General features: G+C 66.5%; 12 protein-coding genes. 9 read left to right on the plus strand and 3 right to left on the minus strand.

Annotated elements, in window-relative coordinates; genetic code table 11:
- Positions 1 to 29: 29 nt before the first annotated feature.
- Positions 30 to 2,357, minus strand: a complete 2,328-nt coding sequence (locus tag SB771_RS27425; protein ID WP_175661699.1) for a sensor histidine kinase — start codon at positions 2,355 to 2,357, stop codon at positions 30 to 32.
- On the minus strand, positions 2,350 to 3,192 hold the full coding sequence (locus SB771_RS27430) for a response regulator (RefSeq protein WP_410721827.1): 843 nt from the start codon (positions 3,190 to 3,192) through the stop codon (positions 2,350 to 2,352). Before SB771_RS27430 ends, SB771_RS27425 begins: the two co-directional genes overlap by 8 nt.
- Before the next feature lie 1,466 nt (positions 3,193 to 4,658).
- Between SB771_RS27430 and SB771_RS27435 the strand changes: the two genes are divergently transcribed.
- Together SB771_RS27435 and SB771_RS27440 are read left to right on the plus strand one after the other, a co-directional pair.
- The gene (locus SB771_RS27435; RefSeq protein ID WP_175661697.1) at positions 4,659 to 8,582 is read left to right on the plus strand and encodes a YadA-like family protein; all 3,924 of its coding nucleotides are present in this window, start codon (positions 4,659 to 4,661) and stop codon (positions 8,580 to 8,582) included.
- 125 nt (positions 8,583 to 8,707) lie between these two features.
- Positions 8,708 to 9,370 carry an OmpA family protein gene (locus SB771_RS27440; protein WP_175661696.1) on the plus strand — a complete coding sequence of 221 codons (663 nt, stop codon included), beginning with the start codon at positions 8,708 to 8,710 and terminating at the stop codon, positions 9,368 to 9,370.
- 210 nt (positions 9,371 to 9,580) lie between these two features.
- Here SB771_RS27440 and SB771_RS27445 read toward each other — a convergent pair whose 3' ends face one another.
- Complete coding sequence (locus tag SB771_RS27445) at positions 9,581 to 9,769, minus strand: hypothetical protein (RefSeq protein ID WP_126224338.1); 189 nt, start codon at positions 9,767 to 9,769, stop codon at positions 9,581 to 9,583.
- A 63-nt stretch (positions 9,770 to 9,832) separates the two neighbouring features.
- Between SB771_RS27445 and SB771_RS27450 the strand changes: the two genes are divergently transcribed.
- The 7 genes from SB771_RS27450 to SB771_RS27480 all read left to right on the plus strand — a co-directional run bounded on the left by SB771_RS27450 (position 9,833) and on the right by SB771_RS27480 (position 15,992).
- Entirely contained in the window at positions 9,833 to 10,075 is a 243-nt protein-coding gene (locus SB771_RS27450; RefSeq protein ID WP_175661728.1) for a DUF3820 family protein, read from the plus strand.
- Positions 10,076 to 10,123: 48 nt separating this feature from the next.
- Positions 10,124 to 10,633, plus strand: coding sequence for a hypothetical protein (locus tag SB771_RS27455; protein ID WP_011661081.1), 510 nt, complete (start codon positions 10,124 to 10,126; stop codon positions 10,631 to 10,633).
- 266 nt (positions 10,634 to 10,899) lie between these two features.
- Complete coding sequence (locus tag SB771_RS27460; protein ID WP_011661082.1) at positions 10,900 to 11,415, plus strand: hypothetical protein; 516 nt, start codon at positions 10,900 to 10,902, stop codon at positions 11,413 to 11,415.
- A gap of 342 nt (positions 11,416 to 11,757) precedes the next feature.
- Positions 11,758 to 12,906 carry a c-type cytochrome gene (locus SB771_RS27465; RefSeq protein WP_175661695.1) on the plus strand — a complete coding sequence of 383 codons (1,149 nt, stop codon included), beginning with the start codon at positions 11,758 to 11,760 and terminating at the stop codon, positions 12,904 to 12,906.
- A 13-nt stretch (positions 12,907 to 12,919) separates the two neighbouring features.
- Positions 12,920 to 14,680 carry a cytochrome c oxidase subunit I gene (ctaD, locus tag SB771_RS27470; protein ID WP_175661694.1) on the plus strand — a complete coding sequence of 587 codons (1,761 nt, stop codon included), beginning with the start codon at positions 12,920 to 12,922 and terminating at the stop codon, positions 14,678 to 14,680.
- On the plus strand, positions 14,677 to 15,288 hold the full coding sequence (locus SB771_RS27475; protein WP_175661693.1) for a cytochrome c oxidase subunit 3: 612 nt from the start codon (positions 14,677 to 14,679) through the stop codon (positions 15,286 to 15,288). The genes ctaD and SB771_RS27475 overlap by 4 nt, the downstream gene beginning before the upstream one ends.
- Positions 15,285 to 15,992, plus strand: a complete 708-nt coding sequence (locus SB771_RS27480) for a heme-copper oxidase subunit III family protein (RefSeq protein WP_410721828.1) — start codon at positions 15,285 to 15,287, stop codon at positions 15,990 to 15,992. Before SB771_RS27475 ends, SB771_RS27480 begins: the two co-directional genes overlap by 4 nt.
- Positions 15,993 to 15,996: the final 4 nt, after the last annotated feature.

The following is a 15,996-nucleotide window of genomic DNA, read 5'->3' on the forward strand; positions in this document are numbered from 1 at the left end:
TGTCACTGGCTTCATGATCGGCGCGGCGATCACGCCGACCTTGCCATGTCCGGCTCCGCATCGAACGACGCATCGGCGATACCCATCCGTTTCAGCGACTCGGCCAGCCGCTCGATCGCGTGCAGATCGAGCGCGTCGAGACGCTCGCGCATCGCCTGCACGAACGCGGCATGGCGCGGCGCATGCGCATGCTGGCCGAGCCATTCCTCGATATCGGTGAGGCGGCCTTCGCTGGCGAGCACGGCCAGCTCGTCGAGCGCATCCGGCGACGGGCAGCGCATCGCATGCGCGTCGCTCAGCGATTCGTCGGGTTCGACGGGTTCGGCCGCCCGCATCAGCGCCGACGCCGGAATCAGCGCATGCCCGAGCGCCGGTGCGACGATCTGGAACGTGAACGACGTGCCGACGCCCGGCTGGCTCGTCACGGAGAGCTCGCCGTTCATCGCGCCGACGATCCGCTGCGCGATGAACAGCCCGAGCCCGGTTCCGCCATTCACCGCCTGAACCTGCTGGTACGCGCGGAAGATGTCGGTCGTCTTGCCGATGTCGATCCCGATCCCGGTATCGGCGACCTCGAACACGATGCGCCACGCATCCCCCTGCGGATACGCGCCGACCGACAGCGTGACCGTGCCGTCGCGCGTGAACTTCGACGCATTCGACAGCAGGTTGAGCAGCACCTGCTGCAGCCGGATGCCGTCGATCGACAGCTTGCGCGGCAGCGGCGTCAGCGGCCGGTAGTCGAACCGGTTGTCCTGCTGCTGGCACAGCGCGAGCGCATAGTCGCCGATGTCGGTCAGCAGGCCGGGCAGGTCGGTCGCGTCCGGCGAGATGCCGAGCGGCTGCAGCTCGGACTTCGTGTATTGCAGCAACTCGTCGATCAGCGTGAGCTGGTAGCGGATGCTGCGGTCGATCGAGCGGATCAGCCGCGCCTGGCTGCGGGTCGCGCTTTGCAGCAGCAGCTTCGCGTAGCCGTTGATCGTCGACAGCGGCGCGCGCAGGTCGTGGCTCACGTAGCCGAGCGTCTCGATCTTCTGCTGCATGTGCGTCCTTACCTGCTGCAACGCGTCGTTGAGCGCGACCGTGCGTTTCGCGACTTCGTCGCGCAGGCGATCCTGTTCGGTGAGCTGCCATTGCTCGAGGCGCTTGCGCGCCTCGGTGCGTTGCCGGCCGACGTGGTGGATCCATGCGGCCAGCACCAGCAGGTGCGTGGCGAGCCCGATGATCGCGACCACGGGATTCGGATGGATGTCGGATTTCAGCCAGAGCAGCCACGCCGGTATCGCATCGCGTCCGTCGAGCACGCGCACCAGCATGTTGAAGCTCGCGAACCCGACGGCGATCAGCATCACGCGGGCGCTCGGCGTGCGCCGGATCGCGAAGGTCAGCGCGAGGCCGATGTTCACGACCGCCATCACGGTGTTCAACCGCAGGCAGAACCACGTGAAGGTGAGCAGGTCGCCGTACGCCGCGCCGGCCATGCCGATGCATTCGAGCGCGAAGAACGCCATGTAGACGGCACGCATCGGCATGCTGGCCTTCTCGCGGTGCGCGACCATCAGGATGAATGCGATGAAGCAGGCGACCGATAGATAAACGAAGACCACTTCGGCGCGTGCCGACCATTCGTACGCGCCGGGCCACAGATACATCACGGTATAGCCGCGGTACGTCGCTTCGAACAACGTCGTGCTCAGCGCCAGCACGGCCAGCACGACGAACATGCCGCTGCGCGAAAAGAATCCGATCAGCAGCGCACACCAGACAAGTGCGAGCAGGCCGCCGAAGAAGCCGAAGTTCCACATCGCGGCGCGCAGTTCGTACGCGTGCCATGCAGTGGGCGTGAACACGGACGGCGCGAGCCGCATTTCCTTGCGCGACGTGATGCGGATCAGCACGGGCATCCGTTCGCCTGGCCGCAGCGTCGTGTCGAGCGTCGGATATCGGGAAGCGGGATGCTCCGCGTCGCCGCGGTCGGCCGGAAAGCGAGCGGCGAGCGTCCACGCGCCGCCGCGCTCGACATAAAAGTCTGCATGGTCGAGACGTGCGTCGCAAATCGCCAGCACCAGCGGGCGCTCGACGCTGTCGTGATTGACCAGCGTCGCGGCGACCCACCATGCCGAGCGGGAAAATTCGATGTTGAATGACGGGCGCGCTGCGGACGTGCCGGTTGGCGCAGCCGCGAGTCGCGCGGCGGCCTGATCGACGGACATCGTCGCGCCCCGATCCTCGACGATCGACACCGCGTCCAGTTGTGCAGCGTTTTCCGTCGCTTCGGCGCGGTGGGTCGTGCACGCGATCAGCGCCACCGCGAGCAGCAGAAGGGTGTACCAGCCCGATGCGCGGCGCCTAGGCATCGCGCGGGTGATCATGCGTCGCGGGCAGTGCGTCGACCGCCGGACGCTGGCGCCGCCAGTCGGACGGCGTGATGCCGAACCGTTCGCGAAACGCCGTCGCGAAATTGCCCGGCGTCGAGAAGCCGATTTCCTCGGCGATGTCGCCGATCCCCATCGACGTCTCCGCGAGAAAGTGCTTCGCGGCGCGCAGCCGTGTGCCGCGCAGGTATTCGAACACGGTCTGGCCGAGATGATCGCGGAACACGCGCGACAGTCGCTTTTCGTGCGTGCCGACCTGCCGCGCGAGTTCCTCGAGCGTCGGCGGATTGCGCAATTCGCGCAGCAGCACGTCGCTCGCCGCACGCACCAGCGCGGCGTCCGGATGATCGGGCAGCTCGGGCAGCTCGGGCAGGTGCGCGAACGGCTGGCTGCGCCGCGCGCGCTTCAGATGATTGCGGATCCGCGCAATGACCTCGACCGGTTCGAACGGCTTCACGATGTAGTCGAGCGCACCGGTTTCGAGCCCCGCGATGCGATCGTCGAGATCGGCGGCGGCGGTCAGGATGATGATGGGTATGTTCTGCGTCGACGGCGTCGACGCCAGCAGGCGGCACGCGGCGAAGCCGTCCATGCGCGGCATCCGGACATCCATCAGGATCAGGTCGGGCGCGACGGCCTGCGCGCGGTGATAGGCCTGCAGCCCGTCGAACGCGACACTGATCCGGCATCGCGCCGAACGCAGGATCTCCGTCAGGAGCCGCAGGTCGTTCGGTCGGTCGTCTACAACGAGAATGTGTGCGCCAACGAGATCCGGCGTGGCGCGCAGCGACGCCGGACTGGACGAGCGGGATGACATGGTTGCGAACGCGTTGGGGAGGTAGGCCGGGATCGGACTCGATGCATCTATGCGCACGATTGTTGCAAAAAATTATATGACGACAATAGCGCCCGCGGTGGGGTTTCCGTGCGCCGCGTGTGGGCATGTTTGACAGTGCGCGCAACCTTCCTGGCGGCGCGCCCGCACCGCGAAAACAGGCTGGGAAAAAGTGCCGGGCCGGCTATTAAATTTCGGTCGTTATTGCCGATTTGAATCGGCATAAATGGAATTGGCCCGAATGATGAATCGAGTTGAAATGTGTCGCGCAGGCAGCCTGTTTCGACGCGGATCGCGGTCATCAATTTCGTGTCCCCGTGATTAAGTTTTTATGGATCGCTGGTTAAAAATGCTTTCGCGTTTAAGTCGATCGGGATGCCGGAATGTATGAATGTAAATCTCGTCCGGCCGGGAAAACAATTTGTCCGCTCGGGAAAAGGTTCGCGCACCGGAGTCCCGGCACACTAGGCCCGAGGTGACTGGAGCGGTTGTTCGGCAGAACGGTGTTCCACACGAATTTCATTTGTCGCGGCGGCATGTTTGAGTGCGCAATATTCAATGTGACATTGAGTGCTGACAATCTCAAATTCCGGGATTCCGGTGCTGCGACGAGAGTCGGCACGAGGGCAATGCAAGCTTCCCACCCTTCGAATTGGCTTGATATAAGAGATGAAGGGAATGGGGCAGAAGCTGATGAGAGTGTGGCATACAAGGCAACAAGAAATAGTCAAAGAAAGTCAGTCGATTAATTCGATGCAGGGGTCGTCCGGCCTATCGCTGGTTTTTCCGGAAATCCGGAATCTCCGGCGCGCGCCTGGACGGAAAAGGGGTGGGTGGGTTCGCGTCGGCCGCCGGGCAGTTCGGTCTTTCAGGCGGCGGTCGCGCGGGCGCGCTCTCGAATCAGGCGGCACGAAAAACATGAATATGAAAGGCACGGCAGTTCACAGCACCGGTTCGCCCGAACCGGCGGCGGCTGTCAGCGTCCGCGGTCCGGCGGCGCATGCTTCATCCCCCGGGGCCGCACGACGTCATCCTCCTCCTGAATGACCCAGGACGGGCCGCCCGGCGCATTCGGCGCGGCTTTCGTCCACCGACGCTTCCTCATGAAATTCGAGTTCGCCGCCCATGGGCCGGCGCGACGGTGTGCGCACGCGCTTTCCCGCGCTGCGTCGCCCGGCATGCCGCCGCCTGACGGGCGAGCTCGACTTCCATGATTCGATAACCCGCGATCGTCGCCGTGCATCGTGTCGTCCGACACGGGCGGTGTGCGGTCGTGTGATCGCGACGTGTGTCGCGCGTGTCGTGCAGAGTCGTTCAGCAGTTCAGTTAGATATGCGAAGCAAGTAGCGTGGCGTCGCGAGACGGGAGACAAAGAAGGTGGAGACGGTCTGCTCCCGGCCGCGTTCGCTGTTGCGTCATCCAGCACATGTGAACCGAGGGAAAACAAGATGAACAAGTCGTTCAAGTCGATCTGGAACGAAGCACTGGGGGCGTGGGTTGCGGCGTCCGAGCTCGATCGCGCGCGCGGCAAGCGCGTGGCGTCGTCGAGGAGCGCGGGCGAGCAGGCTGCCCACGAAGGCGCCGCCGCGAGCATGGCAACGCCGCCTGGGTTGTCGCCCCGGCGACTGGTCATGATGATGGCGGCCGCGTACCTCGGACTGTTTCAGATGGGCGCCCACGCGCAGTATTCGGCCGGTGGCGGCTCCGCGACGGGCGGCGCCAGTTCGACCGCGGTCGGCAACGGCGCGCTTGCCTCGCAGACGAATGCGACCGCGTTCGGTAATCTGGCGACGGCGGCGGGCGTGTCGTCCACGGCGATCGGCCCGGGTGCGCATGCGATGGCGGATGGCGGCACGTCCATCGGCATCAACTCGCAGGCGACCGGCGTCAACAGCGTGGCGATGGGCGTGCAGGCGATCGGTTCAGGGGCTTACGCGGTTGCGCTCGGCAACCTGTCGAGCGCGACGCAAAGCGGCTCGGTGGCGCTCGGTAGCGGTGCGGCGGCGACCGGCGTGTCCGCGATCGGGCTCGGCAACAATGCGTTCGCATCGGGCCAGTATGCGGCGGCACTCGGGCTTGGGGCGAGCGCGGCAGGGGCGCAAAGCATCGCGCTCGGCTATGCGTCGCATGCCGACCTGACGGGCGCGGTCGCCCTCGGCAACCAGTCGACCAGCTCGGGCTCGGCCGGGGTGGCCGTGGGCAGCGGCGCGCTCGCTTCCGGAAACTCGGCGGTCGCGATGGGCGTCAACAGCGGGGCGAAGGGCACGTCGTCGATCGCGATCGGCTGGGGAGGCGTCGCCGGCGTGCCGGGCTCGGGCACGCAGTCGCTCGGCACCAGTTCGATTGCGATGGGCTCGGGGACGACGGCCGGCGCCAACAACGCGGCCGCATTCGGCCTGAACGCGAATGCATCGGGCCTCAGTTCGATCGCGATGGGCGTGCAGTCGACCGCGACGCAGCAGTATGGCGTTGCGCTTGGCAACCTCGCGCTCGCGACCGGTATCTCGGCAAGTGCGCTGGGGCCGGGCGCGACGGCGTCGGCATTGAATTCGACGGCGGTCGGCATCAACAGCGTGGCGGCGGCGACATCGACCGTCGCGATCGGCGACAGCAACTCGGTCGCCGCGGGCGCAGGTGCCGGCTCGATCGCGGGCGGCAACTTGTCGAAGGTCCTGGGCGGCACCGGCGCCGTCGCGCTCGGCTTTGGCCAGACCGTCAGCGGCAACGGCGCGGTCGCGATCGGCGACCCGAGCACCGCGATCGGCACCGGCGCGGTCACGGCCGGTTCGAACAACACCGCGAACGGCGACGGCGCGGTGGCGATCGGCAACTCGAACATTGCGCAAGGCATCGGCTCCGTCGCGCTCGGCAACACGTCGACGGCGGCAGCAGCGGGCGCGGTGGCGTTCGGCGCGTCGGCCGTGGCGAACAATGCAAACGACGTCGCGCTCGGCTCCGGTTCGGTGACGGCCGCGCCGCATCCGACCGCCACGGGCACCATCGGCGGCGTCACGTATACGTTCAACGGCGTCAATCCGGTGAGCGTCGTCAGCGTCGGCGCGGACGGAAGCGAGCGGCAGATCACCAACGTCGCGGCCGGGCGCATCAGCCCGACGAGTACGGATGCGATCAACGGCTCGCAGCTCGATGCGACGAATCAGGCGGTGACTTCGCTGTCGACGTCGACGTTGTCCAGCATCACGTCGTTGTCGACTTCGACGTCGACCGGGATCGGTTCGTTGTCCACGGGCCTCAGCTCGACCAACAGTTCGGTGGCGTCGTTGTCGACGTCCACGTCGACGGGGCTGTCGTCGACCAACAGTGCGATCACGTCGCTGTCCACGTCGACGTCCACGGGCATCGGTTCGCTGTCCACCGGCTTGAGCTCGACCAACAGCGCGATCACGTCGCTGTCGACGTCGACCTCGACGGGCCTCAGCTCGTTGTCCACCGGCCTGAGCTCGACCAACAGCACGGTCACGTCGCTGTCCACGTCGACGTCAACGGGCATCGGCTCGCTGTCCACCGGCCTGAGCGCGACGAACAGCAACCTGACCTCGCTGTCGACCGCCACGTCGACGGGCATCGGTTCGCTGTCGACGAGCCTCAGCTCAATCGTGAACAACAACACCAATCTCGGCAACAGCACGGCCGGCGCGATCGGCGGCGGCTCGACCTACGACCCGACGACCGGCACGATTTCGGCGCCGTCGTACGTGACGTACAACAGCGACGGCTCGACGACGATCAACAACAACGTCGGTTCCGTGGTCGACAACATCAATGCGCACGGCATCAAGTATTTCCACGCGAACTCGACCGCGCCGGACAGCCAGGCGCTCGGCGTCGACAGCGTGGCGATCGGGCCGAACGCGATCTCGCGGGTGGACGGCAGCATCGCGCTTGGCTCGGGCTCGGTGGCCGATCGCGCGACGACGCCGTCGTCGGGCATCATCCGCAACGGCACCGCGGCGATCCCGTTCAACACGACGGACCAGACGCTGCTCGGCGCGGTGTCGGTGGGCGACACGACGAACCGCACGTATCGCCAGATCACCAACGTCGCAGATGGCACCGGGCAGCAGGACGCGGTGACGGTACGGCAGCTGACCGGCGCGTTGCAGTCGTTCGCGGTCACGGGCCAGAAGTACTTCCACGCGAATTCGACGGCCGGCGACTCGCTCGCGGTCGGCGCGGAATCGGTCGCGGTCGGGCCGACGACGGTCGTGAACGGCGACAACGGCGTGGGCATCGGCAACGGCGCGATCGTCGACCAGACCGCGCCCGGCGGCGTCGCGATCGGGCAGGCCGCGAGTTCCGCGCAGGCCGATGCGATCGCGCTCGGCAGCGGTGCGTCGGCCCTCGGCGCGCAGTCGGTCGCGCAGGGTGCCAATGCGTCGGCGGTCAGCGTGGGCAGCGTCGCGCTCGGCTCGGGTGCGCACAGCACCGCCACCGATGCGCTCGCGCTCGGCGCCGGTGCGTCGGCGACGCTCGCGAACAGCGTCGCGCTGGGCGCCGGTTCGCTGACCACGGTCGGCGCGCTGACGAACTACGTCGCGTACGGCCTGAGCAGCCCGCAGTCGTCGGCCGGTGAAATCAATATCGGCAACCGGCAGATCACGGGCCTCGCCGCGGGCAAGAACGGCACGGACGCGGTGAACGTATCGCAGCTCGACTCGATCGCGAACCAGTTGACGACGCTGATCGATCAACGCACGACCAATCTCGGCGGGCAGTACACGACGAACCCGCCCGGCGGCAACGTGCCGCCGGGGGCGAGCGGTTCGAATTCGTCGGCGGGCGGCTCGGGGGCGGTCGCATCGGGCTCGAACAGCACGGCAGTCGGCAACAGTTCGACGGCGTCCGGCAACGGCTCGACGGCGATCGGCGTCGGCTCGATCGCATCGGGCAACAACTCGACGGCGATCGGCACGGGCAGCAACGACGGCGGCCGCTCGAACGTCGTCGCGGTCGGCTCGGCGGATTCGCCGCGACAGGTCGTCAACGTCGCGGCGGGCACGCAGGGCACCGATGCGGTGAACGTGAACCAGCTGAATGCGGTGTCGAACCAGTTCACGCAGTCGCTGAACACGGTCAACAACCAGATCTCGCAGATGCAGCAGCAGATCCAGCAGACCGATTCGATGGCGCGTGAGGGGATCGCCGCGACGGCCGCGTTGGCGTCGATTCCGCACATGGACCGCGACTCGAACTTCGCGATGGGCGTCGGTACGGCGTCGTTCCAGGGTCAGAAGGCCATGGCCGTCGGTGTGCAGGCGCGCCTCACGGAGAACCTGAAGGCGACGCTGAACGGCGGCTTCGCCGGCAGCCAGCGCGTCGTCGGCGCGGGCGTGCTGTATCAGTGGAAGTAATCGCGCGCGGCGGTCCGTTCCGGCACGCGCTGCCGGAGCGGACCGCGTCGAACGCAACCGCACGCGGATGCGGCCGCGCTATCGCGCCGCACGCGCTGCGCCCATCGCATTTTCGGAGTAATCAAGTGAAAAACATCCATCTTGCCCTGCTGGCGTCCGTCGTTTCCCTCGCTGCCTGTTCGAGCGCGTCGGGTCCGACCTACAACGCATACGAATTGCAGTCCCGTGACGGCATCCGCACCTTCCGCGTCGACTGTCACGGCATCCTGTCGAGCGCGAAGACCTGCATGAAGGTCGCGACGCGCATGTGCGGCAACGACGCCGTGCGCGTGGTCGATGCCACGACGCCGTATCGCGACGGCGCCGATCCGCACTCGATGGTGTTCCAGTGCGGCGCGGCACCCGCGCCGGTCGCCGCGGCCGCAGCGCCGGCGCCCGCCGCGGTCGAGAAGGTGAGCCTCACCGGCGATGCGTATTTCGCGACCGACTCGGCCGTGCTGACGTCGGCGGCCACCGCCGCGCTCGACAAGCTGCTGAACCAGCAAGGCGACCGGCATTTCGCGCGCGTGGACGTGGACGGCTATACCGACGCGACCGGCTCGGATGCGCACAACCAGGCGCTGTCGAAGCGTCGGGCCGATGCGGTTGCGGCGTATCTACGGGAACACGGGCTGAAGGCCGATGCGTTTGCCGCGACCGGGCATGGAGAAGCCAATCCGGCGGCATCGAACGATACCGTCGAAGGGCGGGCGCGCAATCGCCGGGTGGAAATCTCGCTGCAGAAGTAAGACGGTGCGACCGGGTCGCCGCACGCGTGGCCGTCGTGGGCGGACGGTTCGCGCGCGGCGGCGATGCCGTGCGCCGTGCCGCCGGATGCGCGACGTCGACGAAGGCAACGCGTCACGCGGTGCGTGCGCGGAGTCATCGTTGTCGCAGGGGACGACGCTGCCGCACGGCGACTTGCGCGTCCGGCACGTTCGTCCGCGCGGACCAGCCGGTCAGTGCCGGATCACACAGACGGCCACGATTTCGTATCCGGGGTCGGCATGTATATTTGCCGCTTTTTCGGCTTCCTCATACGAACCGAAGGACGCCGCATCTTCAATCGACGGCGCCATGCCGATATCGCCGTCCTCGGCAGTGCAGAGGAATTGCTCGCCGGTCTTCACGACGTACACGGACATCATGATTCCCTCCAGGGTTTGCAGGGGGAAATACCAGTCTAGCAGCCGGACGTGCACAATACCGACATGCGAACCCCCGACCTTGAATGTCTTGTCACCGTTACCATGCCCTTCGGAAAATACAAGGGCCGACTCCTGGCCGACCTGCCCGGGCCTTACCTCAACTGGCTGGCGCGCGAAGGATTCCCGCGCGGCGAACTCGGGCGGCAGCTCGCGCTGATGCACGAGATCGACCATAACGGCCTGAAGGAACTGCTGGCGCCCCTGCGCAAACCCGGCTATCCACCCGCCGATGCTGACATAAAATAACAAAAGGCTCTGTCGCGGATAAACCGCTGGCAAAAGAGGGGTGCCAACATGAGACGCCTTTATTTTCTCGTACCCGATACGCAGATGGCGAAGGCGATCGTCGATGACTTGCTGCGCGCCCGCATCATCTGGCGCCATATCCATGTTCTCGCCGATCACAGCGTCACGCTTGATGAGTTGCCCGAAGCATCGCTGCTGCAAAGCAGCGATGTCGTGCACGCGCTCGAGCGGGGCGTCGCACTCGGCGGCGCGACAGGCGCGCTCATCGGTCTCGTCGCGCTGGTATTCCCTCCCGCGCAGCTCGTGATCGCGGGCGGTGCCGTCGTCGGATTGACGGTGGCGGGCGCGGGCTTCGGCGCGTGGACGGCCGCGATGATCGGCATTGCCGAACCGAATGGGCGACTCGCGCGCTTTCGCGAGGCCATTCGGGAAGGCCAGATCCTGATCATGGCCGACGTGCCGCCGCTGCGAGAGGAGGAAATCTCGCAGATGGTCGCGCAGCATTTTCCCCAGGCGGACATGGAAGGCGGCGAGCCCACGACGCCGATCTTCCCCTGACACGCCAAAACCGGCACACGCGAACACCCGCGCTCATCGACGCGACTCGTCGGACGCATGTTCGCGTTGCCGCGACCGTGGGCGGCATTGCGTTGCGTTTCGACGCGGCTGCCTGTGGCGTTGCCGAATCGCGGGGCGAACGTGTTGCGATGCGCTGTGCCGGCTCGCGCCCGGCGATTTCGAATCGCACACGGCACATACTTTTTGACGCGAACGGCGCGTTCTGAACCTGAGTGCTGAAGCTGAACCATCAGCAAGGAGGTCATATGGAACTGCACATGCAATCGCACCATTGGGAACGGCGCACGCCGGACTGGGTTTCCGCCGCCGTGGCCGGCCTGGCGGGCGGTGCGCTGGTGATCGCGCTGGAATTCTTCTGGTCGACGCTGGTGCTCCATGAAAGCCCGTGGCGACCGACCCACAAGATCGCCGCGATGGTGATGGGCCGCGGTGCGCTCAGCCAGTTGTCGCAATTCAACCTCGAAATCGTCGCGATGGCGCTGCTGCTGCACTACGTGCTCGGCGCGCTCATGGGGATGATGCTCGCCGCGATCATGGCGCCTTTCCGGTTCGATTCGAGCGTGGGCATGGAGGCGGTGATCGGGCTGGCGTTCGGGCTCGTCGCGTACCTGTGGAACTTTTATGTGATGACGGCCGTTTTCCCGTGGTTCATCTCGGAGCGCGGTTCCGGCCCCTTGCTGGCGAACCTGCTGTTCGGCGTGGTGGCCGCCGTCGCCTATGGCCAGCTGGAGCGATGGCGCAGGCCGAGCAGGATCGAGTGACGCGCCGGCGCTGAACCTCCATCGGCTCCGCTAGACGGCCGCGTCGGCAATCCTTGCCGGAGGCGGCCGTTTTTGCATCGCATCACCGCATGCGACACCGCCGTTCGCGCGTTTCGTGCGCGACATGCGCGGCATGCGTCTGCGCGTTTCGCCGCCTTGCACGATGCAGGGCAGAGGACTACCTTTTCTTAAGAGCCGTCGTGGGCAGCGCGTCGCGAAGCGGCGCCCGGCACAGGTGCCGGCGCGGACGATACGACGAACGCGAAATGCGCCGACGCGGCGCGACGACGCCAGCAGCGTCGTGTCGACGGCTCGGGTGCGTGACACGCAGCGAGGCGGCCTATGGCCCTTGCGATTGCTCTGGTCCTGATCATCGCAGTGGCGGTGGGGTTTCACTTTGCCAGCCCGTGGTGGATCACGCCGATCGCGTCGAACTGGGTGCGCATGGACGACATGCTGACGATCACGCTCGTGATCACCGGCGCGTTCTTCATCGCGATCAACCTGTTCATCGTGCTCGCACTGCTGCGCTACCGCCATCGCAGCGGCCGTCGCGCGGCCTACGAGCCGCACAACAGGCGGCTCGAATGGTGGCTGATCGGTCTGACCTCGGTCGGCGTGGCCGCATTGCTGGCACCGGGGCTCTTCGTTTATGCGGACTACGTACGACCGCCATCCACGGTGTTGCAGATGGAAGTGCTCGGCCAGCAATGGCAATGGCGCTTCCGCTTCGCGGGCCCCGCCGGCAAGCTCGGCACGACGGACGTGCGCTACATCAGCGACGCCAACCCGTTCGGCCTGAACCCCGGCGACCCCAACGGCCGCGACAACTATCTGATCGATTCATCCGAAGTGCACTTGCCGCTCAACCGGCCGGTGCAGGTACTGGCACGGTCGCGCGACGTGCTGCACGACTTCTACGTGCCGCCGTTCCGCGCGCGGATGAACATGGTGCCGGGCATGGTGACCACCTTCTGGTTCACGCCGACCAAGGCCGGGCGTTACGACATCCTGTGCGCGCAGCTCTGCGGCATCGGGCATTCGAACATGCGCGGCGTGGTGGTGGTGGAAGACGAAGCGTCGTTCTCGCGCTGGCTCGCGCGGCAGCCCACCTTCGCGCAGCGGCAGCAGGCGAACGTGCAGGCCGCGCCGGCCGCCGCGGGCGGCAGCGCCCAGGCGCTGGCCGACCAGGGCAAGGCGCTCGCGGCCGCCAAGGGCTGCATCGCGTGCCATACCGTGGACGGCACGCCGCGCGTGGGCCCCACGTGGAAGGGCCTGTACGGCAAGACCGAAACGATGGCCGACGGCAGCACCGCGAAGGTGGACGACGCGTATCTGCGCGCGTTCATCACCAACCCGACGGCCCGCGTCGTGAAGGGCTTCTCGCCGATCATGCCGCACTTCGACCTGAGCGATCAGGAACTGGCCGCACTGGTGGCCTATATCAAGGCGCAAGGCGGGCCGGACGCCAGCAGCGCGGCGCAGCGCTAGCGGAGCACACCCCATGACTTACGCGCATTCCGATCACGCCCCGCAGAGCTTCTGGACCCGCTACGTGTGGAGCCAGGACCACAAGGTCATCGCCGTGCAGTACGCGCTGACGGCCATCGCCATCGGCCTCGTCGGCCTGGTGCTGTCGAACCTGATGCGGCTGCAGCTCGGCTTCCCGGGCAAGTTCGCGTTCATCGACGCGAACCACTACTACCAGTTCGTCACGATGCACGGGATGATCATGGTGATCTACCTGCTGACGGCGGTGTTCCTCGGCGGCTTCGGCAACTACCTGATCCCGCTGATGCTGGGCGCGCGCGACATGGTGTTCCCGTTCCTCAACATGCTGAGCTACTGGGTCTATCTGCTCGCCGTGCTGGTGCTGACCGCGAGCTTCTTCGTGCCGGGCGGACCGACCGGCGCGGGCTGGACGCTGTATCCGCCGCAGGCGATCCTGCCGGGCACGCCGGGCGTCGAATGGGGCATCGTGCTGATGCTGGTGTCGCTCGCGATCTTCATCGTCGCGGCGACGATGGGCGGCCTGAACTACGTGACCACCACGCTGCAGGCGCGCACGCGCGGCATGACGCTGATGCGCATGCCGCTCACGGTGTGGGGCATCTTCACCGCGACCATCATGGCGCTGCTGGCGTTTCCGGCGCTGTTCGTGTCGGCGGTGATGATGCTGTTCGACAAGACGCTCGGCACCAGCTTCTTCGTGCCGGCCGTGGTGTCGATGGGGCAGACGCTCAACCATGCCGGCGGCAGCCCGCTGCTGTTCCAGCACCTGTTCTGGTTCTTCGGGCACCCGGAGGTCTACATCGTCGCGCTGCCGGCGTTCGGCATCGCGTCGGACCTCATCAGCACGCACGCGCGCAAGAGCATCTTCGGCTACCGGATGATGGTGTGGGCGATCGTCATGATCGGCGCGCTGAGCTTCGTGGTCTGGGCCCACCACATGTTCATCGCCGGCATGAATCCGTACTTCGGCTTCTTCTTCGCCACCACGACGCTGATCATCGCCGTGCCAACGGCGCTGAAGGTCTACAACTGGGTGCTTACGCTATGGCGCGGCGATATCCATCTGACCGTGCCGATGCTGTTCGCGATCGGCTTCATCAGCACCTTCGTCCTCGGCGGGCTGACCGGGCTCTTCCTCGGCAACGTGAGCGTGGACATTCCGCTGTCGAACACGTACTTCGTGGTCGCGCACTTCCATATGGTGATGGCCGTGTCGCCGATCCTGGTGGTGTTCGGCGGCCTCTACCACTGGTATCCGCTGGTGACGGGCCGCATGCTGAACGACACGCTCGGGCGGCTGCACTTCTGGTTCACGTTCGTCGGCACCTATGCGATCTACTTCCCGATGCACTATCTCGGCGTGCTCGGCATGCCGCGGCGCTATTACGCGTATGAAGGCTACAGCTTCATTCCGCATTCGGCGCAGACGCTCAACGCGTTCATCACCGTCGTGGCGCTGATCGTCGGCGTGGCGCAGCTGCTGTTCCTGTTCAACCTCGCGTGGAGCCTCAAGCACGGCAAGCGTGCCGACGGCAACCCGTGGCGGGCCACCACGCTGGAATGGCAGACGCCGCAATCGCCGCCCGCGCACGGCAACTGGGGCGCGGCGCTGCCGGTCGTCTATCGCTGGGCATACGAATACAGTCCCGCAGGGGAGGCGGAAGATTTCGTCCCGCAAAACCGGCCGCCCGCGACGGCGCCCGAGCCCGCGCCGGCCCGGCCGACGCTTCACTCCGACGAGGCACACGAATGACCACGCTGCCGCGCCCCTTCGGTCCCGACGCGCAACCGGTCTTGCCGAATGCGGGTCGCACGGGCCTGATCGTCTTCATGGCGGTGGCCACGACGTTGTTTTCGCTGCTGCTGCTCGCCTATGGGATGCGCATGCGCGAGCCCGACTGGCAGCCGATTCCGCATCCGGCGCTGCTGTGGTGGAACACCGGTGCGCTGGTGCTGGCCAGCATCGCGATGCAGCGCGCCCGGCGGATGGCCTTGCACCGCGCGGTGTGGCTGGTATCCGGCGGCGTGCTGGCGGCGCTGTTCGTGATCGGGCAACTGACCGCGTGGCGCATGCTGTCCGCCGCCGGGCAGACCGTCAACGTCAATCCTTCGAACAGCTTCCTGTACCTGCTCACCGGCCTTCATGGGTTGCATGTGCTGGGCGGGCTGGTCGCCTGGGTCGTCACGATCGCGCTTGTGCGGCGCGCGGATCCGTTCCGAGCCCAGCGCGCGATTGCGCTGTGCGCGACCTACTGGCATTTCCTGCTGGCTGTCTGGCTCGTGCTGCTGGCGGCGATGTGGTGGATGACTCCCGCGATCGTCGCCGCCATCTGCGGGCCGCTGTATGGAGCCGCGCCATGACCGTGCCCACGCTCCCCACCGAATCGGCCGACATCGCCCCCGCCGACGCCGGGCCCGACGGCTGGCGCGGCATCGTCACCGACTGGGCGGGCGACCGCGAAGCCTTCAAGGTGCCGTGGGGCAAGGCGATGATGTGGATCTTCCTGCTGTCGGACACCTTCGTCTTCAGCAGCTTCCTGATCGGCTACATGTCGGTGCGCATCTCGACCACGGCGCCGTGGCCCGATACGTCCAAGGTATTCGGGCTCACGGTGGGCGGCGTGGATGTACCGTTGCTGCTGATCGCGATCATGACGTTCATCCTGATCAGCAGCAGCGGCACGATGGCGATGGCCGTCAACTTCGGCTACCGGCGCAACGCCAAACGCGCCGCCGTGCTGTTGCTGGCGACCGCGCTGCTGGGCGCGGCCTTCGTGTCGATGCAGGCGCTCGAATGGACCAAGCTGATCGTCCATGAAGGAATCCGCCCGTGGGGCAACCCGCTGGGCGCGGCGCAGTTCGGCGCGTGCTTCTTCACGATCACCGGCTTCCACGGCTTTCACGTGACCTGCGGCGTGATCTACCTGCTGCTGATCGCACGCAAGGTGCTGCAACCGGGGTTCACCGAGCACGGCAACTTCCAGATCGTCGAGATTGCCGGGCTGTACTGGCACTTCGTCGACCTGGTGTGGGTGTTCATCTTCGCGTTGTTCTACTTGTGGTGAGGCA

The sequence above is a fragment of the Burkholderia sp. SIMBA_051 genome, assembly GCF_046534915.1.
Classification (GTDB): Bacteria; Pseudomonadota; Gammaproteobacteria; order Burkholderiales; family Burkholderiaceae; genus Burkholderia; species Burkholderia ambifaria.